The 20,687-nt window shown below is 45.9% G+C and carries 20 protein-coding genes and 2 tRNA genes; 4 read left to right on the plus strand and 18 right to left on the minus strand.

What is annotated here, in order from left to right; translation table 11 throughout:
- Positions 1 to 12: 12 nt before the first annotated feature.
- Positions 13 to 768: a DeoR/GlpR family DNA-binding transcription regulator gene (locus tag C558_RS0110485; protein ID WP_018756220.1), complete on the minus strand. Its 756-nt coding sequence runs from the start codon at positions 766 to 768 to the stop codon at positions 13 to 15.
- Positions 769 to 829: 61 nt separating this feature from the next.
- Positions 830 to 1,663, minus strand: coding sequence for a 5-dehydro-4-deoxy-D-glucuronate isomerase (gene kduI / locus C558_RS0110490; RefSeq protein WP_018756221.1), 834 nt, complete (start codon positions 1,661 to 1,663; stop codon positions 830 to 832).
- A gap of 514 nt (positions 1,664 to 2,177) precedes the next feature.
- Between kduI and C558_RS0110500 the strand changes: the two genes are divergently transcribed.
- On the plus strand, positions 2,178 to 2,516 hold the full coding sequence (locus C558_RS0110500; protein ID WP_018756223.1) for a YrdB family protein: 339 nt from the start codon (positions 2,178 to 2,180) through the stop codon (positions 2,514 to 2,516).
- A gap of 489 nt (positions 2,517 to 3,005) precedes the next feature.
- On the opposite strand, the gene C558_RS0110515 is transcribed toward C558_RS0110500, so the two are convergent.
- The 13 genes from C558_RS0110515 to C558_RS0110575 all read right to left on the minus strand — a co-directional run bounded on the left by C558_RS0110515 (position 3,006) and on the right by C558_RS0110575 (position 13,482).
- Positions 3,006 to 3,419 (minus strand): DUF4183 domain-containing protein, encoded by a 414-nt coding sequence (locus C558_RS0110515; RefSeq protein WP_018756226.1) that lies wholly within the window; start codon positions 3,417 to 3,419, stop codon positions 3,006 to 3,008.
- Between the two features lie 122 nt (positions 3,420 to 3,541).
- On the minus strand, positions 3,542 to 3,826 hold the full coding sequence (locus tag C558_RS0110520) for a DUF4183 domain-containing protein (RefSeq protein ID WP_018756227.1): 285 nt from the start codon (positions 3,824 to 3,826) through the stop codon (positions 3,542 to 3,544).
- Positions 3,827 to 4,736: 910 nt separating this feature from the next.
- Positions 4,737 to 4,810 (minus strand) — tRNA-Gly (locus C558_RS0110525).
- 20 nt (positions 4,811 to 4,830) lie between these two features.
- A tRNA-Pro gene (locus tag C558_RS0110530) sits at positions 4,831 to 4,907 on the minus strand.
- A 108-nt stretch (positions 4,908 to 5,015) separates the two neighbouring features.
- Entirely contained in the window at positions 5,016 to 5,660 is a 645-nt protein-coding gene (locus C558_RS0110535; protein WP_018756228.1) for a response regulator, read from the minus strand.
- Positions 5,657 to 6,472 carry a sensor histidine kinase gene (locus C558_RS0110540; RefSeq protein ID WP_245583777.1) on the minus strand — a complete coding sequence of 272 codons (816 nt, stop codon included), beginning with the start codon at positions 6,470 to 6,472 and terminating at the stop codon, positions 5,657 to 5,659. The genes C558_RS0110535 and C558_RS0110540 overlap by 4 nt, the downstream gene beginning before the upstream one ends.
- Positions 6,473 to 6,535: 63 nt before the next feature.
- The gene (locus C558_RS0110545) at positions 6,536 to 7,474 is read right to left on the minus strand and encodes an ROK family protein (RefSeq protein WP_018756230.1); all 939 of its coding nucleotides are present in this window, start codon (positions 7,472 to 7,474) and stop codon (positions 6,536 to 6,538) included.
- A 27-nt stretch (positions 7,475 to 7,501) separates the two neighbouring features.
- A complete protein-coding gene (locus tag C558_RS0110550) occupies positions 7,502 to 8,362 on the minus strand; it encodes a MurR/RpiR family transcriptional regulator (RefSeq protein ID WP_018756231.1) in 861 nt (286 codons plus the stop codon).
- 16 nt (positions 8,363 to 8,378) lie between these two features.
- The gene (locus tag C558_RS0110555) at positions 8,379 to 9,086 is read right to left on the minus strand and encodes an N-acetylmannosamine-6-phosphate 2-epimerase (RefSeq protein WP_026263837.1); all 708 of its coding nucleotides are present in this window, start codon (positions 9,084 to 9,086) and stop codon (positions 8,379 to 8,381) included.
- 230 nt (positions 9,087 to 9,316) lie between these two features.
- Positions 9,317 to 10,306, minus strand: a complete 990-nt coding sequence (locus tag C558_RS0110560) for a LacI family DNA-binding transcriptional regulator (RefSeq protein ID WP_018756233.1) — start codon at positions 10,304 to 10,306, stop codon at positions 9,317 to 9,319.
- A 32-nt stretch (positions 10,307 to 10,338) separates the two neighbouring features.
- Positions 10,339 to 11,694 (minus strand): ABC transporter substrate-binding protein, encoded by a 1,356-nt coding sequence (locus C558_RS0110565; RefSeq protein WP_018756234.1) that lies wholly within the window; start codon positions 11,692 to 11,694, stop codon positions 10,339 to 10,341.
- Between the two features lie 58 nt (positions 11,695 to 11,752).
- Positions 11,753 to 12,592 carry a carbohydrate ABC transporter permease gene (locus C558_RS0110570; RefSeq protein ID WP_018756235.1) on the minus strand — a complete coding sequence of 280 codons (840 nt, stop codon included), beginning with the start codon at positions 12,590 to 12,592 and terminating at the stop codon, positions 11,753 to 11,755.
- A complete protein-coding gene (locus C558_RS0110575; RefSeq protein WP_018756236.1) occupies positions 12,589 to 13,482 on the minus strand; it encodes a carbohydrate ABC transporter permease in 894 nt (297 codons plus the stop codon). Before C558_RS0110575 ends, C558_RS0110570 begins: the two co-directional genes overlap by 4 nt.
- A gap of 343 nt (positions 13,483 to 13,825) precedes the next feature.
- Between C558_RS0110575 and C558_RS0110580 the strand changes: the two genes are divergently transcribed.
- Positions 13,826 to 14,149: a YbjQ family protein gene (locus C558_RS0110580; protein WP_018756237.1), complete on the plus strand. Its 324-nt coding sequence runs from the start codon at positions 13,826 to 13,828 to the stop codon at positions 14,147 to 14,149.
- Positions 14,146 to 14,391, plus strand: a complete 246-nt coding sequence (locus tag C558_RS0110585; protein WP_018756238.1) for a hypothetical protein — start codon at positions 14,146 to 14,148, stop codon at positions 14,389 to 14,391. The genes C558_RS0110580 and C558_RS0110585 overlap by 4 nt, the downstream gene beginning before the upstream one ends.
- An 87-nt stretch (positions 14,392 to 14,478) precedes the next feature.
- Here the strand turns inward: C558_RS0110585 and C558_RS0110590 are convergent, their stop codons facing one another.
- The gene (locus tag C558_RS0110590) at positions 14,479 to 15,159 is read right to left on the minus strand and encodes an MBL fold metallo-hydrolase (protein WP_018756239.1); all 681 of its coding nucleotides are present in this window, start codon (positions 15,157 to 15,159) and stop codon (positions 14,479 to 14,481) included.
- A gap of 4 nt (positions 15,160 to 15,163) precedes the next feature.
- Complete coding sequence (locus C558_RS0110595) at positions 15,164 to 15,808, minus strand: TetR/AcrR family transcriptional regulator (RefSeq protein ID WP_018756240.1); 645 nt, start codon at positions 15,806 to 15,808, stop codon at positions 15,164 to 15,166.
- Between the two features lie 195 nt (positions 15,809 to 16,003).
- Between C558_RS0110595 and C558_RS0110600 the strand changes: the two genes are divergently transcribed.
- A complete protein-coding gene (locus C558_RS0110600; RefSeq protein WP_018756241.1) occupies positions 16,004 to 16,900 on the plus strand; it encodes a C40 family peptidase in 897 nt (298 codons plus the stop codon).
- A gap of 255 nt (positions 16,901 to 17,155) precedes the next feature.
- On the opposite strand, the gene C558_RS30845 is transcribed toward C558_RS0110600, so the two are convergent.
- On the minus strand, positions 17,156 to 20,371 hold the full coding sequence (locus C558_RS30845) for a metallophosphoesterase (RefSeq protein ID WP_018756242.1): 3,216 nt from the start codon (positions 20,369 to 20,371) through the stop codon (positions 17,156 to 17,158).
- Positions 20,372 to 20,687 lie beyond the last annotated feature (316 nt).

The following is a 20,687-nucleotide window of genomic DNA, read 5'->3' on the forward strand; positions in this document are numbered from 1 at the left end:
ACACGCCCTCTCTCAAGATCGATCTATCATGACACCGGCTTGCTGATACTTCAGATAAATTTCCTCAGATAACTTCTCATCGGTAATAATGCCATCTAACTCTTGAATCGACGCCACTGTTCGAAGCGCACTTCGATCGAACTTCGAATGGTCGACCACCGCATATACTTTCCGGGCCATCTCCAGCATCGCTCTCTTCATCTCAATAAAATCCCCGGTGAACACGGACAAGCCTTGTTCTAAATGAATCCCTGTCGCTGAAATAAACGCTGTCTGCACATTCAACTTCCGCATATAGTCGATCGCTTCTGTGCCCGTCAGCATATTTCGAACACGATATCCCCCAGGGACGACGAGACGAATTTGATCCTTGGCTGTTAGCACGCCAATAATATGAAGGTCATTCGTGATGACCGTGTACGGCCGATTCTCAAGTAATTTGGCGATTTCAAGGGTCGTGCTTCCCCCGTCTAGTGCAATTACATCATCCTGCTCAATATATTTCAGTGCCCGCTCGGCAATTGAAGTCTTGTCTTCCCGATGTTGCATGATCGGTTCATGAACAGACAGCATCCCGAATTGATCTTGATGCTTCAGCATGGCTCCCCCATGGACACGGACCAGCAGCCCTTGTTCCTCAAGCTTGCTGAGATCCTCGCGAATCGTCTTGCCTGTCACCTGCAGTTGATCACTGAGTTCGTTAACAGACACTTCGCGCTGCGAGAGCAATATTTCCATAATTTTTTCATGCCGCAAAATACTGTTCATTTGTTCCCTACCATCCAATCCCTAAAGTATAGGCACTCATTGTACCACAGCCAAAGGCGTGTTATCTCAAATCCTGCATCGCGACCGCGTCCATATCTTCGAACGTCTGGTTCTCACCCGCCATGCCCCAAATAAATGTATAGTTGTTCGTTCCTACACCGCTATGAATCGACCAGCTCTGCGAGATAATCGCCTGCTCATTACGCATCACCACATGGCGTGTCTCATCCGGCTCGCCCATCATATGAAAAACCACGCCATCTTGCGGCATATCAAAATACAGGTACACTTCGGATCGGCGGTTATGTGTATGGCACGGCATCGTATTCCACATGTTGCCAGGCTTGAGCAGCGTCATTCCCATCACAAGCTGACAGCTTTTTACCCCATTCTGATGGATGAAGCGATAAATCGTACGTTCATTCGAACTCGTAATACTTCCGAGGTGGTTCGGGGAGGCTTCTTCGAGCGCCGATTTGACTGTCGGGTAATGTTGATGAGCTGGCGTTGAGTTCAAGTAGAACCGTGCTGGTGCTGCCTCATCAACACTGTCGAATAAGACTTCTTTCGCGCCAAGACCGATATATAAGCAGTCTTTGGTCTGCATTTCATAACGTTCACCATCGACCGTAATCACGCCCGCCGGACCAATGTTGATGATCCCGATCTCGCGGCGTTCGAGAAAGTATTCCGTTCCCATATCCTTCGCATCGGCTTCCAGCTTCACTGGCTCTTTCGTCGGAACAACGCCGCCCACAATAAAGCGATCTACATGCGAATAGACAAGATTCAATTGGCCTGGTGCAAATAACGTCTCGATTAAGAATTCTTGACGCATACGATCGGTATCAAATTGCTTCACTTCATTCGGGTGGGACGCATAACGGACTTCCATCAGGATCAACTCCAATTTATCGTATTTTCGTTCATTATAGTTCATTTGTTTGTTTATGTATATATTATTTATTTGATTGAACTTAAATGAACACAAAATACACCGCCATTGCCTAAAGAGACGAGGAGGGTTAGGGATAATATTGAGAAATTAGACGATGGAACTGGAACGAAACCGTTGGAATCTCATATTAACTTTACCTTGGAAAGGAACATCCCTATGCTGTCGATGAACAAGTATTCCAAGACTAGATCGATGACTGCCGCCAAAACGTGCAGCAGGACGGGAACCCACTGAATGAGGCTCGCATGCTCTGCAATTCCATGATGGAGAACAACAATCGGATGAAGATAGATAAGACAATAAAATACAAGTCAGACAAATCGATTTTGAAATATAATCTTGATGATGGAATAAAATTAAGTAAGGATGATTTCCTGCAACTTGCTGAAGCTTTTTTTTCAGATATCGAACGCAAATTTTTTTAAACAATCAGAAGGCTGGGGGATGGATCGTGCTGATTTTGAAAAATGCAAACCTTGCGCTCGCTTTTCTCTTGGAGCTCTGCGCACTCGCAGCACTAGGGTATTGGGGATTCACTCAAAATACCGGGTGGCTCATTAGAATCATCTTAGGTATCGGCACACCCGTCATCGTGGCTTTTGTATGGGGAATGTTCGTCGCTCCGAAAGCAACCTATGTTCTTCCTGCGTTCTACAAGGAGTTGCTTGCGCTTGCGATCTTCGCGATCGCTGCGCTCGCATTATATGCGGCGGGTAGATCGGGCTGGGCGTTGTGGTTTGCGATTCTTGTCGTCGTAAATCGGGTGTTGATGGTTGTGTGGGAGCAGTAGGGAGTATATGTAAGGGGAATTGTGAAAGAATGATTAGGAAGCTATCCCGTGGGGGTAGCTTTTCTTGTTTATTACGATTCATGTTCGTTCACTATCCTGTATTTTTGCAGGATAGGAGGCCGTAAATGCTATGGTCGAGCTCCTATCGTGGATATTTGCATGAACTTTGGTCGAAAGCGTGCGGGTTCGAGCGTATTGAGGGTGCTATCGTGCTATTTATACAGGATAGCGCAGAAATTGCACCAAAAGTTGGGCCTATCATGCAATTATACAGGATAGGTGGTGAGGGGAAGAAATTGAAAGTCTCTCAATTTCGATGAAAGAGAAATCAAAAAAAGCCAAATCGGTAGCCATGAAATATAAAGATCTTCGCCAAGGTATAGTGGTCATGATCATACTTGGAAGTAGGTATGACGGTCGGCGAGGCACTATAATAGATATCAGTACATCAAAAAAAGGCCTTGGAGTGATTCGGGGCTCTAATCCATGTTAATTAGAAAAGATCCTAATAAATTGCAAAGTGATAGGGACTCCATTCTCTTGAACTCCATCTATTGTCAAGATTCCTTCAGATACTTGATAAACATTAGTGGGCTGTAGTATTCCGTTAATAAATAAATTCATGTAGGATACAGTATTCAGGTTCAGTATTACACTACTCCCAAACTGAATCAATCCATCCTGATTGGTGTAAGTATTCTTAACTCCATCAGATATCGTAATGTATTGGAATGTTTCCACTTTGAGAACATTGCTTGTTGGCGGAGATGGTCTACTAGGGAATAAGATAGAACAATCTTGAGGAGGAAATACGGAATATCTGGGTAAAATGGAAGCTGATTCACCGTATTTTCGTGTCCATGGTCTTGAAATAACCCGAATTACACCACCAATTTCGTTCATCTTTACGATCACCTCCTGCTGCATATAAAACATGCTATGTATTATTGCCTGTCCATGGTCCTGTTATAGAAAATAAAGGCTATTCTAGGGGGCAATCCCCCTAGAATAGCGCTTGTCCTACATTAATTCACAACAAATTCTACCGTTACTGGCGTTGCTGGATCAAGAGCGTCCCCGCCTGGGATAGTCAACGTTGTAGTTGTCGCTGTTGAAGTATTACCCAGTTGGAGCACACCATTAATAAAAAGGTTGTAGTAAGAAGGCGAGGCAGGAAATGCCGTTGCAGCCACTCCAGCATCATTTGTAAATGTTGTAGCTGCAATCGCAAATGTCGCCCCCGTCCCTGTTCCTGACCCTATTGTTGATTCAAATCTTCTGCTCGCAATAAATGGTTTAATAAATGCCATTATTCAAACACCTCCCATTCAATTATTTTTACAATCCTTCAGATGAAAAAACTTTCACTAGAATTGTATATTATAGTTAATGCAAGTCATTAATGAGATGCCACTGTATTTCATAGGGGGAATTTGTGCAAATTTAATATATAGTGTGTGCGAATTCATATAAGAGATAATATAGAAATGAAAAGCCTCGGAGTAATCCAGGTACTTTGTATTCATCTCAATATAGTGAAATAACCAGTAACAATTGTCCAAACAAAGTGAGGTCAGCCTTCATTTTCATCACATAACGTGTACTCAATAACTAAGATCGGAACTATAAACCCATGAGTCAGCTCCGATCAGTCGAGCAGCTGTCGATCGCCTAGAAGCCCTAAATCCAAAACAAAGAAAAATTGCACCATGATCAGCCCCATATAGCAAAAGGAGTCAACCGCATGTCGAAAAGAACGCAAGAAAAAATCCCTTATGGCGCAAGGGATTAAGTAATTGATTAACTGAAGCGGGCGATGGGAATACTCCCTCAGTCTCGTCAGCCTCAAATCTCGGCTGCCTCGAACAGCTTCGGGACGCTCGTCTACCGTGATCGCAATTCGCGCTCACGAAGTCGACGGTCGAACCCTTGCCGTGGGTTCCATTCCCACACAGCCGCTCCAGTAAACTAAAAAAGCCACCTCACGGTGGCTGTTTGTTATCATACTGGAGCGGGTGATGGGAATACTCCTCCAGCACTCGTCACCCTCATATCCTTCGGCTACCTCGAGTTGCTTCCGGACGCTCGCCCTGGCTCACTCGTGCATGTCAGCACGATTTAGCCTAAGGGCGGTCGAACCCACATTTGTGGGTTCAATTCCCACACAGCCGCTCCAGCAAACTAAAAAAGCCACCCAATGGGTGGCTGTTCGTTTTTTACTGGAGCGGGTGATGGGAATCGAACCCACGCTATTAGCTTGGAAGGCTAAAGTTCTACCATTGAACTACACCCGCGCGACCTTTAAAAGGATTAATGGTCGGGATGACACGATTTGAACATGCGACCCCCTGGTCCCAAACCAGGTGCTCTACCAAGCTGAGCTACATCCCGATACTGCGGTGCTTCTAGTATGTCACCATTGCGGCGACAAGTAATAATATATCACGGTTGATTATTGTTTGCAATAGTTTTTTCGAAAAAAATTTGGAACGACCTTCATCATAGAATAAGGCCGTTCTCAATCGCATAACGCGTTAACTGAACACGATTCTCTAAATGCAATTTCTGCAATATATTTTTGAGATGATTCTTTACGGTATGCTCCGAAATTTTCAACACCTCGGCTACCTCGCGATTGGACTCGCCCTTCGCGACCCGCTCCAGAATCTCCTTCTCCCTCGCGGTCAATGGATTCATCGCGGCTTCAGGCTTCAGCTCACGCGGCTGAAACTCCTGCAATAACCGGAATGCTAGCTCCTTCGACATCGGTGCCTCATCAATCGCAATCGCCCGCAAATATTCATGCCAAGCGGATGGCTTGAGGTTCTTCAACAAATAACCTTGCGCCCCCCGCTTCAATGCCTCGAATAAATGTGTAATATCATCCGAGACGGTGACCATAACAATTTTGACGTAAGGATACGCGGCTTTAATATGTTTAGTCGCTTGTAGTCCATCCATCTCCGGCATAGAAATGTCCATCAAGATTAAATCCGGCATGTACTGCGATGTCAATTCGATCGCCTCAAGCCCATTCTTAGCTTCGGCAACGACCTCGAATTCAGGATTAATCGATAGAATGTCCCGCATCCCTTCACGACCATGTGCATGGTCATCTACAATCAACACTCGAAACGCCTTCATTCAATTTCCTCCTTTCCTTTCTGAATCCGAACCACCGTAAATCCCTCTTCACGCAGAAACGCAAGCTTCCAGCCCATTTGCCCTGCGCGATCCTTCATCATTTGCAACCCGTATTTCCCTTTAAGCTCATAAGGATATTCCGTGAATCCTCGTCCATTGTCTTTCAACTCACACCAAAACCCATCGCCAGTCGAGTGGCCTGTCAACCATACCTTCGTCGCTTGCGCATGCTTCTGAACATTCATCAGCGCCTCACGCAGGCAGGCGAACAGCTCGATCTTTTCCTTGGCCGATAGCGGGTCTTCGGACAGCTGCCATTGGAGATGGACTTCCACACCAGTCTCGCGCTTGAATTCCTCAATCATCGTCAAGAGCGACTGCGACCAAGGCAAATCCGCAGCTTCTGGTTCGGTCTGCAGATTGCCGATCGCTTGTCTTACATCCTCATAGACATATCGCACCTTCTCGCGGAGCTTGTCCAATTTGTCGTTACGCTCATCGTCGGACTTCGCCATCTCCAATTGGTCGAGTTTCACTGAGAGCATGAACAAGGATTGCGAGATGCCATCATGCAGCTCACGCGCAAGCTTCTCGCGTTCTTGCAGCGCCACCTTGACCATCCGCTCTTCGTTCAGCTTCTCCTGTGTCTCTTCCATCTTCTTGAACAAGCCGCGCATCATCGTTATCGTCACCAGGAATACGATCACCGTGGCGAGCACATTGCCTAACTCCATCGAGATATAAGGCAGCAAGAACGTATGCCGCGCATACTCCCAGAGCCCAATCGTAATCGTCGGGATGCATAATATCATCCACTTAAGCGATTTATAAGACATGAAGCCTCATTTCCTTTATTCGTTGTTACCGCGATTCCCTCAACCTTGAAGATACACAAGCCGAGCTGCACCGACAATCCCTGCGTGATCGCCGAGCTGTGCCGGAACAATCGGAACGGTCTCCGAATCTCGATACACCTGCATCACTTTATTATTGACTGCAGATCTAATTCTGTCGAATAAAAATTCGCCTTGTGCGGTAATCGCGCCCCCAATAATCATCGCCGAAGGATTAAAAATATTCAAGAGGTTCGCAAGCCCAACAGCGACAAATTCCGAATAATTGTCAATGATCTCAAGCGCAGCTGCATCTCCTTGCCGTGCAGCTTCGAACAGCAGCTCCGGCGTGCCAAAGTCTGGACCACCCTGCTCTGCTGCGGTCTTCATCTGCCTAATCAACGCCGTTACAGATGCATATTGCTCATAACAGCCCGCGTTGCCGCAGTTGCAAGACACACCACCGTGAACAATCACTTGATGGCCCACTTCTCCTGCGTATCCATCTCTGCCTCGGAATGGCTGCTTATTCAGAATGACACACCCTCCAACACCCGTGCCAAGCGTAATGCAAACAAAGTCGTTCCACGCTTGCCCCGCGCCTATCCAAGCTTCTCCCAAGGCGGCTGCATTGACATCGTTATCCACCACGGCTGGCAGTCCCGAGACTTGTCGTACCCATTCTGCCGACAGTGCATCCGCCCATCCCGGCAAATTGCCCGTAGCACCCGTCACGCGACCCGTGCTATGCTGCACCTGCCCTGCCGTCCCAACCCCAACGCCAAGGAGCTGAACATCCAGTTCCTCCGCCTTCGCAATCAAAGAACGGATCATCTCCTGCAATCGATTGAGCAAAGAGGACGAGCCGCTCGATGCCTCGGTCGGCATTCTGTTCGTATAGCATAGTTCACCGTTATCCAAGGCGATTCCCGCCTTAATGTTCGTACCACCAATATCGATTCCTATTGAGCCTCTCCGCATCTCATTCTTCCCCTTCAGCGCCACAATTTAATATAGTTTATCCATAACCGCCTTCGCAGTCCGTTCAATGGCACGATTCGTCTGTTCCTTCCATTGCATTGAAGTTGCCGTCGTTAGAATATCGAGCACATGAATTTGCGTAATCTTCGATTTGAACGCTCCGCCTTCTAGCGGATTTTCCTTGGTATACGAGAGCAGCACCGCATCCGCATATTGCGTAATGGGAGATTTGGCATGGCTCGTCAGACAGACGAAAAACGCTCCATTCTCCTTCGCGGATCGAACCGTATCCACCACATCCTTCGTGCTCCCTGACGTAGACACCGCAAACAACACATCATCCGGACGCATTAATGTCGCGGCCATCGCCATCACATGCGAATCGGTTATACACTCCGTATTGAAGCCAAGCCGCATGAATCGATACTTCGCATCCTCAGCCGTATAGGCGGAAGACCCCACGCCGATAAAATAGATTTTACCCGCCCGCTGCATCGCATCGATCGCTTTCTGCATTTCTTGCGTATCTAATAGCGCTAATGTATTCTCCAAAAACGACTTATTCTCCGACGTGATCTTACTAGCAATGGTAGCAAGGGAATCATCCTCGTGAACATCACCATCTTCACTTGTTACGCGATGAACCAGTTCTTGTGCAAGAGACAACTTGAACTCCTGATAGCCTTGAAAACCAAGCTTCCGACACAACCGAAGGACGGATGTGTCTCCCGCTCCTGCTTTTTCCGCCAAATCAGTCAACGTGGCATAGACGACGGTCTCTGGTTCACTTTTAATATAATCTGCAATCTTCTGCTCGGTACGAGACAATGACTTATACATGCTATCGATCAGTACTAACGTATTCGATCCTTCATTTCCTTTGTTCAATGCTATTCGTTCTCCTTTATTCCGATGCGGCTCTTCGACTTTCATGGATTGTATCGACGAATCGCTCGGTTATGCTCTGTGGTCTCGTAATCGCTCCACCTACGACAACAGCATACGCACCCATCTGGAGCATTGCCGTTGCCTGTTCAGGCGTGTTAATACGTCCTTCAGCAAACACAGGAATAGGCACTTGCTTCGATAATTCCTGAACGAGTTCCATATCAGGTCCTGCAATCGCTGGACTGTAATCGGTATAGCCAGATAGTGTTGTCGATATAATGTCAAAGCCGAGACGATAAGCCTCAAGGCCTTCTTCAAGGGTCGAGATATCCGCCATCAATAGACACGAATAATTAGCCTTCACCTTACGGACAATATCCTCCAACTTCTCGCCATCCGGTCTCTCCCGTAAAGTCGCATCCATCGCCACGATGTCCGCCCCTGCCTTTACAACCGCTTCGACATCGTTATATTTTGGGGTTATATAGACTTCTGAATCTGGATAATCGCATTTCCAGAGGCCGATAATCGGTAAATCGACTTGCTCCCGGATTGCAGCAATATCTACAGGCGAATTCGCCCGAATACCTGCTGCTCCACCACGTGCCGCGGCTACTGCCATCTTGGCCATCACATCACTCCCATGCAAGGCTTCCCCCGATAATGCCTGACACGAGACAATCAATTTCCCTGCAAAACGTTGAATAAGATCCTGTCGATTCATTTTATACACGTCCCAGCTGATAGATTTGGTGAACAACGTAGACTCAACGCTCATTCGGAGTTATCCTCCATTTTTCATTACAATAACGGTTGTTTCCTCCAAATATTATCATCGCCAGCACGCACTGTAAACCCATTTTTATACACAAAAAAACGAGGGAGAATGAGGGCGAGTCCCTTACTATAAAGGTCCTCGCTTCATCCACACTCGTTCTCTAGCATGTCACATATCTACCGGATACTGCGCGTTGAATCTCTAACAATGAGCTCTGGCTGCAGCTTGACGATCGTGTTCCGTTTGCTCGTACCTTGAATTTGCTTCATGATTAGATCGACAGCAGTCCTCGCAATCTGCGTCGCAGGCTGTCTAACCGTCGTTAAGTGAGGCCTGAGCGCCTCCGCAAGATATTGATCATCGAATCCAACGATTGATACTTGATCCGGCACCCGGATTCCCGCTTCGGACAATGCATTAATCGCTCCAAAGGCAAGATTATCATCCCCAGCAAAAATGGCCGTCGGCAGCCGATCCTCTTGAATCCATTTCCGAACAATATCATACCCCTCTGCGATCGAAAATTCTGCTTCCTCCACGATAAAAGGCTCTAATCCAGCTTCTGATAACGCGCGAAGAAAACCTTTCTCGCGGTCAATGGAGCTTCGGAACACATGCGGCCCGCGAATATGCGCGATACGCGTATGGCCTAATTCAATCAAAAATTTCGTTGCATCATATCCACCCTGATCATTGTCAACGATCACACTGGAAACGGACGGAATGTTCAGCTGGTTATCGACCAGCACGAAGGGAAGCTTTCTTTTCTTCAATTCCGTCACGTAATCCAACTCATGAATCGGTGAGAGGATGATAAGGCCATCCACACGCTCTTCTTGAATCAAGTAAGGATTCTTATCTTCTTTATCCTTGGATACAGACAGCACCAGGAAATATCCATGTGATTCTAATTCTGATGTAATCTCATGCATAATTTCATCCAGAAAAGAGTCATGTAATGTCGTTGCAATGAGACCGACGATACGTGTCTTCCCGCGAGCTAGCGACCTTGCAGCCGCATTTGGAACATAGTCCAGCTCTTTGACAGCATCGAGCACCCTTTGCCGATTTTTCTCGCGAACAGAAGGTGAATTATTCAGAACCCGGGATACCGTGACGACGGATAAACCTGATTTTTTTGCCACATCAAAAATACTGACCTTCATCACGATTCTCTCCACCCACTATAGGGCAAACCCTATTTATTCAGACGCTCCAACAATTTTGTGATTTTTTCTTGGATGCCAGGCAGTGCCGCCTCAACCTTCTGATCCCCATTCTGAACGGACTGGAATTCATTAATGAGCAGCTCGTTCAATTGCGAATAATTCGAGATTAGATGATTATACGATTCGACACCATATTTGTTAGCACCTTCATACACTTGCTTGATCACTTGAGGATCAACACCCTCGAAGCTATTATAATATTTCTCTTTGGCATTGTCATTGACTGGAGGCGTTCCGCCGCTTAACTCAATCGACTTTTCCTGTACCTCTGTCGTGAGCATGTATTTGATGAACTCATATGCTTCTTTCGGGTGCTTGGAATCTTTCAAGACGAACAATGGATCAACATAGAGCACGCTGCGCACGTCTGGATTCCCACCGATCGGTACCGCGGCAACACCTACTTTGAAGTTAAAGTCCTTCTGACTTGCTAGACTCCATGAGCCAACAACCGACATTCCGATTTTACCGGAGAGGAACGGATCGCCGAATTGTCCGGCTACGGCTTTGGAGAAGGCAGGAGGAGGTGCTACCTTCTGATCCCAAATCAGCCCAATCCACTTCTGGTAGGCTGCGATCGCTTCAGGCGAGCCGAAATACGTCTCGCTTGGCTTGCCGCCATTCGTCCACGCGTCATCCGAATACACTTTGGCGCCGAAGTAAGCCGGACGCATATCGAGTTCGCCCCATCCAAAATCGACACCATACTGCGTCTTCGTAATATCATCGGATACCACCGTTAATTTCTTCGCCATCTCAATCATTTTGTCGAATGTCCAGCTCTTATCTTCATAATCCGATGGCGGATACGATACGCCCGCTTTGTCGAACATATCCTTGTTGTACAACATGAGCGTTACGTAGTTGTTCGAGGGAATACCATAGGTCTTCCCATCTACTTTATAGATGTTCATCAATTCGTCTTGAATACCGTAATCCGATGCCTTAAAGTTATCTGCCTTCATAATATCTGTAAGATCTGTCAGCAGCCCCTTATTGTAATACTCCATAAAGCCGCCATAACCGAAGTGGGATGTGATGTCTGGCGATTTTTTGGCAGCAATATTCGCTTGCAGCTTGGAATCAAATTGCTCGTATGGTGCTTTATCGACTTTGACTTTAATGTTCGGGTGTTTGCTCTCGAAATCTGGAATCAACTTCTCCACGAACGTGCGGTCCGGCGAATCAATCGTATAGTAGGTGATCGTCACGGGATCCGAGCTGCTTCCTTCCGAAGTCCCCCCCTTCCCACATGCAGACAAGAAGAGTGTTAATAGCATCGATGTTGCTAACATAACAAACCACAATTTACGACCATTTTTCATTCTTATATCCCCCTTAGCAATTTGTACATTTTGTATACATGAACGAATCGAAGAACGATTATTTAATACCAGTAAGTACAATCCCTTCGGTAAATCGTTTCTGCGCGACAGCGAATAACGCCACAACAGGTATAACCGCCATAATCGCCGCACACATAAGCAGGTTCCATGGTGCAATGCGGAATTTCGACGAGATCATGGCCGCCATTCCGATCGGAAGCGTGAATTTCTCTTGCGAATTCAAATACAAGACTGGGCCCAATAGATCATTCCAACTCCATACGAAGGAGAAGATCGCAACCGTTGCCAGTGCGGGACCCGACAAAGGCAAGGCAATACTGCTGAACATCCTTAGTTCCGAAGCACCATCGATTTTACCGGAATCATACAGCTCATTCGGTAAGGTATTAAAGAACTGCCGCAATAAGAAAATTTGATACGCGGATCCGAAAAAAGCTGGGACAATTAACGGCAGGAACGTATCCATCCAATTCATGTCCGAAAACAATAAAAACTGCGGGATCATAATCGCCGGATAAGGCAGCATCATCGTCGAGATCATCAGCATGAACAGGAGATTCCGGCCTTTGCCTCGATATCGCGAGAATCCATAGGCGACAACGGCCGATGAGAAAACGGTTCCAATAACCGTCAATACAGCAATGATGATACTGTTCTGATACAACACACCGAATTTAATCTCTTCGTTCGTGAACAATTCTTTGAAGTTATCCCATTGAAATGATTGCGGAATCCACGTTGGCGGAAATAACAGCATCTCACTTTTGGTCTTGAGTGACGTCGAGATCATGAAAAAGATCGGTGAGATCATCGCTGCCGTACACACAATTAGAATAAGGAATGCGAGCCCACGGCTGATGAGTTGTCTGTTCATCATGATTCTTTGCCCCCCTCGTAGTACACATAGCGATTGGATGTCTTCATGATGATATACGTGATGATCAATACGGCGATGAGGAGCAGCCAAGCCATGGCAGACGCATAGCCTAACCGGAAATTCTTAAAGGCAGATTCGTATAAATGATAGACGTAAAATCGCGTGGAGTAATTCGGACCGCCTTGGGTCATAACATACGCTGGCGTAAACACTTGGAAGGATTCGATAATCGCCATGATGAGTTGGAACAAGAAGATCGGAGAAATCATCGGGAATGTGACGTTCCAGAACGTAGACCACCGGCTTGCGCCATCAAGTTTCGCGGCTTCTAACAAACTTGCAGGTACACCTTGCAGTGCTGCGAGGAAGATCAGCATCCCTGCACCCATTCCCCAGAAGGACATAATAATTAACGCCCACAATGCGAGGTGCTCATCCAAGAACCAGAGCTGAGGCTTCACACCGAACCAAGACAAGATGTAGTTGAAAAATCCGATTTGGGGATTGAAGATCCAGAACCAGAGCAAGGACATTGATACCCCGGACACCATACTGGGGAAATACATGGCTGTTCGGAAGAACCCTTTGGCTGGAATTTTCTGATTGATCAGCATGGCGAAGATTAACGATAGAATCAGGGTAAGCGGCACGCTAATAATCGTGTACTTGAAGGTGACCCAAATGGATTTGTAGAACAAATCGTCTTGGAATAGTTCTTGATAGTTCGCAAGACCAACGAACTTCGGCGAGCTAATGATGTCATAATCCGTGAAGCTGTAAAAGAGTGATGCTGCGATTGGGTATAATGCAAAGATAATAAATCCGATAAGCCACGGCATAATAAAGAGATAGAAATAAAAATTCTCCCTGCCGGATGCGGATAATTTCATCCCGCCACCCTCCCCCTTTGTATTTTTGGTAACATCAAAATTAAAGGGCTTTAACTTTTGGAGATAAAAAATCCTTTAACTTAAGGGGTTAAACAGCATAAGATTTACAGTAAATACTTTGAATCTATTATTAGATACAAGGATTACTTCGAATCTAGCGATTCATGCTGGATGAACTCCCGAAAGTTAAAGGGCTTTAATTTTGATGTATATCGTTATCATATCACCAATGGATAATATTTCAATAATTTTTTTAGAAAATTAAAATGAACTTTTTTCAGAAGTTTTGCGTAATATTAATGAATGACTTAGAGAAAAGTACATAACAGAAGGAGATGATCACATGATCGTTGTAACAACTGAAAATATTGCTGGTCACGAAGTGGTCGAAGTCCTTGGTCCTACGTTCGGCGTTGTCGTTCGCGCACGAGGGATTGGCGGAGATATTATGGCATCCCTAAAGGGGATTGTCGGTGGAGAAGTCAAACAATATACGCAAATGATCGAAGACGCACGTCGCCAAGCGATGGATCGGATGGTACAGAACGCGCATGCCATGGGCGGAGATGCCATTGTCATGATGCGATTTGACAGCGGTGAAGTCGCGCAGAATATGAGTGAAATCGTGGCCTATGGTACGGTGGTCAAAGTGAGACGCTTGCCATGATATGGCTCTTCGGCTATTGGGGATTCCAAATTGTTCTTTTCCTGATCCTCTTATGGCTGAGCTGGGCATATTATGACAAGCGGTATCGCAGCAAGTCCAATCAAGACAAAAGCCCGCTCTATTCCGGGGACTATATCAAAACGAATGAAATATTCGTTGATCCGAAGGATGGCTTGACCTATCAAGTTTACTACAATCCCAAGACCGGCGAACGCGAATACGTCGTCATTGACGATAAATGAATATCGAACTTATTCGTACCCTATGTAAAATGGAGCCGCGCATTGCGACTCCATTTTTATTACATTTCCTTGATATTCAGCTTTTCTTTACACGTTCAGATACGCCTGTAACTGACTGACCGGATTCAGTACAGCACTCCCATGACATACTTCAAGCTGTCTTGGCTTCAGTTTCTCTACGATACGTGCGCTTTTCATGGCCTGATCCATATCGGCGGTGAACATTGGCATTGGACGCTTCAATTTGCTCCCGCTGCGATTGGAAGTGAATAGATCTCCGGCGAGCAGGATCTCATCGCCTTCATGATAGAAGACGACATGCCCTGGCGAATGCCCAGGTGCGAAATAGGGTGTAAGCCCACCGACCGGTAATAATTCGCCTTGCTCATTCACGGGCAGCGGCTGAGCGAGTCCGCGTTTCACATTGAACTCCATCTTCTTACGGCGTGGATACATCCGCTCACCTTCCATATATGGAATCTCTTCTGCATAAGCAAAGACCTTCGCGCCTGTCTCCTCCACAATTGCATCAATGACACCCACATGATCAATATGTCCGTGCGTCAATACAATCGTGCGAATCGGTCCCTTATTCAATTGTTTGACATGCGCCAATACCCCTTGTGCCATGTTCTTCATTCCCGCATCTACTAGTGTCCAGCCACCTTCCGCCTCATCACGGACTAACCACACATGAACAGGAATGAACGGGAAAATGAGCCATCCTTTACCTCTCCAAATTTGCTCCGATACTTGTGTCCACTTCATATTATTACTCTCCCTTTACTGTAAATTGTTGAATCATTCCCGCGATCATGACATCCATTGTTGTCTCAATGATTGGTGTAAGACGTTCCATCAGCACTGGCGTGCCCTCTTCATTATCGATATACGTATGCACAATTCCCATTAACATGTAGAAATAGATTCGTGAACAAGTAAGGCGCTGCTCTGCTGTAATCTTACTTGGTAAATTCGTGATAAGCACCTCTTCAAGTTGGCGGTAAATATCAAGACGCAGCTGATTGAGCGGCAATTCAGGTTCAGCTTCATCCACTCGAACAGACTTGATTGTAATCAATACGGATGCGATGCTGCGATGCTTCAAGCAGAACGCAATCCATTTCATACTGATCTGCTGCAGCACGCTGCGTGACTCGTTCCCGGAGTGGAGTAGTTCATGCGCTTCCGTATTAAACTCCGTAAGGGGTGGGATCACCAATTGATGCAGCAGATCCTCCTTATCCTTGCAATGCATATAGATCGCCGTATGTGAACATCCTGCCTGCTTGGCAATTTCTCTCATCGTAACTGCTTGAAAACCCTTCTCTTCAAATAATTCCCCAGCAGCACGCAGGATCCGTTTTTTTGTCTCTTCAGTACGTGTACCTTTTATTTTCGATGGTGTCTGATTCACCAGGAAACCCCCTTAACCTCATAACTAACCATTGGTTACTAACCGTTGGTTATATATTATTCGACACTAATTATTTTGTCAACCCATTTTATAGAAATGCAATTTGATGCACCAAAACATCATCGATCATTGCACGTTACATAGAAGATGCTTATTTATCACAAAATAGAAAAAAACATACGGGAGTGACTGTGAATGTCCAAGAAATCTCGAACTCACCGCTTACGAACCTTATTGATGTTGACATGTATTTGTCTTGTCTTCGCTTCTTGCAGCAAACCAATGGATCATCCCAAAACCTACAACGCCTCTGGCAGCTTTCACGATCAGGTAGTCCTCACGGAGAAAGACGGTACCGTATGGGTCCCTGTCAAGCAAGCGGTTCAATCCTTAGGTTTCCAACTGCATGAGACAAGAAACCGGACCCTGATCGGATACACTGATCCGATGTACGAGGTACAGACCGACAATTTGGAAGCCACATCCCTCGGCTCGCCAGTTACCTTAAGTCAAGCGCCAGTTCGCCTAAAAGGTCGATTATATATGTCGACGAATGCCTTGTCCGAACTCTTGCAGACGAAAATGTATTGGAATAAAAATCAACGCAAAATGATCATCGGCAATTTACAAGACAAAGGACCGATCAATTCCCATATAAAAACGCAAAGTGTTCATGGAATCCGGCCGCTTAGTAATGGAGGCACGAACCCTGAGGCGGTTGTTAATTATGCGCGCAACTATCTTGGGACACCTTATGATTTTGGAGCTCAGCCGTATGCCCAATCCAAAAAATTCGATTGCTCTTCCTTTACCCAGCATGTATTTATTAATTTCGGGGTTAGTTTACCACGTCTCGCAAGGGATCAAGGTAACATGGGAACACCTGTCACGAAGAGCAATATGGCGACGGGCGACCTCGTATTCTTCCGAGTACCTGGTCGATTCAACGATGCTAGCATTCCAGGACATGTTGGTATTTATATGGGGAATGGAAAAATCATTCATACCTGGGGAGATCCCGGCGTCCAAATCAGCAATATAACCTCCGGGCATTGGGCGGAGAATCTGTTATTCATCCGCAGAGTATTGTAAATAGCAGTCAAAAAAAACATGCGCACAGTAAAATGTACCCCATAGTGTAGACACCTAAAAAAGGTCTACCCTTCGGGGTACTTTCTATATACGAAAGAAATAAAAGTTCGGGGAGAAAACCAGATGGACTTACAGATACGTAAGCGGAGCTCAGGTAGACCTCTCAAAACAGAGACTTTTCAGAAATAAAAAAAGCAGCCCATGTGAACTGCTTTCTTATTTCCACCTATTTGAAACCTACAATTATAGAGTACCCTAAGGTGTGCTGACCTCTACCGGTTCTGAGTTGATCCTAGTTCCAACGGCTCTCACGATAAAATCATACTTATTCGCAGCATTTATATTGTTAACCGTGAAGCTGTAATCCGTTTTACCGGCTACCGCGGGTACATAAACACTCCAGTAAGGTTTTACCTTGCCATTCTTCTCATAGATTCTATAACCTCTTACGGGTTCGCCTCCAGCTATAGGGGGCTTCCATGAAATAACGGCTTTATTGCTGCTGACTACGACACTCGCAGCCTCCACCTTCGCAGGTTTCGTGTCCGTTCTCTTGATTCCGTAGTGATCATAAGCTTTCACGCCATTATCACCAGACTTCTCATCGCTCTTCGATGCTGTATAAGCCGTAAACTGAAGTACATCACTTGAGACCGATACGTCCGTAAACATTTTTTTGAAAGGTTGTTTGTTAACCGCTGCAAAGAAATCATTGTAACCCGGATACTTCTCATAGAATTTATCGCCGAAGGCGTTGGACATGAGATATACCGTGCCTTTCGGATTAATCGCATTTCCTTGGGCATCGAAGGTCAGTTGATTCGTAGGGATGGCTTTGTCGCCAATCATCTGGAATGACCTCATATACATATGATCATGAGCTTCAAACACCATATCGATCCCCATTTCATCAAATACGGGAATCAGAACTTTTCTGTAAAATTGAACCCGGTCATCTTCCCATTCGCCTGCGTTGTCACCTGCTGAATAAGGTCCTTTGTGGAACGTAACAAATTTCCATTTCGCATCACTCTTCGCGACGACGTATCTCATCCATTCGAGCTGATCCGTAAATTGCTGATCCACGGATTGCACGCTGCCATTGCTCGCTAACTTGCCCGAATATTGGGAGTTGAACACAAGAATTAGAGCATCTCCATATTCGAAGGAATAGACGGAACCATCGTCCGTATTGGCTATAACCTTCTTAGGCAAATTGAAATGGTTATAGAAGTTAGCGTTCGGTGTGGTTTCATCGCCGTCATAATCCTGAACCTCATGGCCTCCCAGAACAGGAACAATCGGCACATTCAGCAGTTCATTCTGCGGAAGTCCTAACATCCACAGCCATTGCTCTTCCAAATCCCCATGATCGACGAGATCCCCTGCATTGATCAGAAATTTAGGGTCACCAATCGTTGCAATGGCTTTTCGGAATGTATCTGCCCATGGCTCAAAGTCTGATTTGCTCGAGGCCTGTGAATCAGATCCAACGATAAATCGAAATGGCTGATTGCCAAGTGCATCGGTCTGGAACTTGCCGATCGCGCTCCAACTATCTGCTGATCCACTACCCACACGGTATTTGTACACCGTCCCTGGTGCCAGGTAGTTAGCAATCGCTTTATGCGTTATAAATTTCTTCTTCTTATTGGACGTCCGGTCAGCCTTCGTTACAAAAGTCTGGATTTCTTCTGCGCTGCCTGTAAATACCAAGGCTTCATTCTCGGGGAAATTGTTTCCTTGCACTTTGCTGGCTTCTACGACCTGCACAACTGAATTCGTCATGACATCGGTATACCATGTGAATGCGCGTGTTGTCTTGGAATCCCCTTGAAATGTCATGTTAATGAGCTTCGGTACAGAAGGAGGACTCGTCGTGCCCTGAATCGTAAAACTCCATGTAATATCATTTGCAAGTAGAACCTGGTCATCTCTTCCCTTGATGAGTGCCTTTGGCACTTTGACGGTGTACGTTTTCCCGTTCACAAACGCAGGATGGTTGATCTTTAATGTATCGTTATTCAATATTTCGGAAGTAACCGATCCTAATGCGACATTGTTATTGTCCACAATGGTGACGCTCGTTCCCGGACTGATCGCGACAGGTTTATTGAAGGTCACCGTTACTGGAACTGCCACGGCCACATTGGTTGCGCCAGCTGTCGGCGTCTTCGATAGCGCTTCGGTTGGAGTGTCCACAGGACCACCCGTTATAGCGCTTCCCGATATGCGTATCTCTTTGATTCTGCTAGAGCCCGTGCTGCCAATCCCACTCGATCCGTTGGTATTGGTATTTGAACTCACGATCCAACGGATATGCAGTATATTCTGATCATTCGCATTCGATGGTAGGGGAATCTCCACCAACTTACACGTATTACTTGCACAATTGAAGCTGGAGACGACCATCTTCAACGTTGTATTCGGTACATCCGTCCATGTGGTGTTGTTCGTGCTGATTTGGACTTTGAAATCACGGGGGCCGGTACCTGAAGAGTTCTGCTGTGAAGATAACGTGATATTGTCATAGCCTTTCGTAGACACAGTCGCCTGCCAGTATTTCGTTCCATTCCCATTATTCCAGCCCTGATAACTTATCGCTTTCTGGCTGCTGTCGTAATCCTCGTAATAACCACCTATATTCCGAAATGTGGATGTGGTCTTGAATTTCCCATCCGTTGCCGGAAATGCTCCATTCGTTCCTGAATTTGCATAAATCCATTCTGCTAGCTTCGTCTTTTCCAGCACGCTTGCCCCGGGAACTTCCGACCCTTCAGGAACGGTTGGTGGGTTTGGAGGTGTCACTTCAGTAGGAGGATCTGTTCGCGTTAATTCTCCTTGAACCATGATGCTGATGAGTTGGCTTGATCCATGCTCACCGATCGTCGACCCCGAGGTGCTCACATCTGAGTTGACGACCCAACGAATATATAATAGGTCTTGATCATCTGCAATATTTGGGAGCGAAACGTTATTTAATTGCGTTGCTGTATCTGCATGTAATACAAGATCCGGCAGCTCCGTTCCTTCGCCTGTGATGTTCGTCCAGTTTTGTTGATCTACGCTGATTTGTACCCTGAAATCCCGGGGGCCTGTAGTCCCCTTACCTTGTTGCGCTGAAGATAAGGTAATATGGTTATAGTTCTTCGTTGGAACGGCAGTAAGCCAATATTTGTCCTTCCCCGTTTCTTGATGCCATCCTTGATAACGTATTGCGTTAATATCACTATTCCAATCATAAGATGACCCAGGAGATTGCAACGTAGATGTTTCTTTATACACGCCATCACTAGCAGGGAATATACTAAGATCTGTTGGGTTGGACGTGTATTTCCATTCTGCGATCGTGGCCGGAGTCACTCTACCCTCTGCGGAAATGAATCCGTTAAACTGTAATGCAATGAACACCGTAAACGCCATCAACAATGAAATGATTCGCTTCGTTTTTCTACCCCAAAGGTTATTCATTTGCGTCTCCTTCGCTTTTTCATAATGGGCTTTTCTGTTCCTGTCTCCCTCCAAGACCTCCCTTCAAAATAAATCTCCTGACAGCAACTCAAAAGTTAAAGCGCTTTAACTTTCGAACAGTAAAAATGTTGTAAATATACCAGTTGCCATCATGCGCTTTTAATATATTGTGTTTCTCAAATAATAAGAACATGAAAACGGATGTCCTTATTCCGAAAAAATACCACTGCCAAAATCAACAGTGATATTTATTCTCCATACAACTTGATTATAGAAAATCAGACACCAAAAAACAGTAAGCCTGACGTTCGTTATC

The organism is Paenibacillus terrigena DSM 21567 (assembly GCF_000374845.1).
GTDB lineage: Bacteria > Bacillota > Bacilli > Paenibacillales > Paenibacillaceae > Paenibacillus_K > Paenibacillus_K terrigena.

Bases quoted from the DNA above. Each gene is read 5' to 3' on its own strand.
- C558_RS0110485 (WP_018756220.1), bottom strand. From the start codon at position 768: ATGAACAGTATTTTGCGGCATGAAAAAATTATGGAAATATTGCTCTCG.
- kduI (WP_018756221.1), bottom strand. From the start codon at position 1,663: ATGGAAGTCCGTTATGCGTCCCACCCGAATGAAGTGAAGCAATTTGAT.
- C558_RS0110515 (WP_018756226.1), bottom strand. From the start codon at position 3,419: ATGAACGAAATTGGTGGTGTAATTCGGGTTATTTCAAGACCATGGACA.
- C558_RS0110520 (WP_018756227.1), bottom strand. From the start codon at position 3,826: ATGGCATTTATTAAACCATTTATTGCGAGCAGAAGATTTGAATCAACA.
- C558_RS0110535 (WP_018756228.1), bottom strand. From the start codon at position 5,660: ATGAAGGCGTTTCGAGTGTTGATTGTAGATGACCATGCACATGGTCGT.
- C558_RS0110540 (WP_245583777.1), bottom strand. From the start codon at position 6,472: ATGATATTATGCATCCCGACGATTACGATTGGGCTCTGGGAGTATGCG.
- C558_RS0110545 (WP_018756230.1), bottom strand. From the start codon at position 7,474: ATGCGGAGAGGCTCAATAGGAATCGATATTGGTGGTACGAACATTAAG.
- C558_RS0110555 (WP_026263837.1), bottom strand. From the start codon at position 9,086: ATGAATCGACAGGATCTTATTCAACGTTTTGCAGGGAAATTGATTGTC.
- C558_RS0110560 (WP_018756233.1), bottom strand. From the start codon at position 10,306: ATGAAGGTCAGTATTTTTGATGTGGCAAAAAAATCAGGTTTATCCGTC.
- C558_RS0110565 (WP_018756234.1), bottom strand. From the start codon at position 11,694: ATGAAAAATGGTCGTAAATTGTGGTTTGTTATGTTAGCAACATCGATG.
- C558_RS0110570 (WP_018756235.1), bottom strand. From the start codon at position 12,592: ATGATGAACAGACAACTCATCAGCCGTGGGCTCGCATTCCTTATTCTA.
- C558_RS0110575 (WP_018756236.1), bottom strand. From the start codon at position 13,482: ATGAAATTATCCGCATCCGGCAGGGAGAATTTTTATTTCTATCTCTTT.
- C558_RS0110580 (WP_018756237.1), top strand. From the start codon at position 13,826: ATGATCGTTGTAACAACTGAAAATATTGCTGGTCACGAAGTGGTCGAA.
- C558_RS0110585 (WP_018756238.1), top strand. From the start codon at position 14,146: ATGATATGGCTCTTCGGCTATTGGGGATTCCAAATTGTTCTTTTCCTG.
- C558_RS0110590 (WP_018756239.1), bottom strand. From the start codon at position 15,159: ATGAAGTGGACACAAGTATCGGAGCAAATTTGGAGAGGTAAAGGATGG.
- C558_RS0110600 (WP_018756241.1), top strand. From the start codon at position 16,004: ATGTCCAAGAAATCTCGAACTCACCGCTTACGAACCTTATTGATGTTG.
- C558_RS30845 (WP_018756242.1), bottom strand. From the start codon at position 20,371: ATGAATAACCTTTGGGGTAGAAAAACGAAGCGAATCATTTCATTGTTG.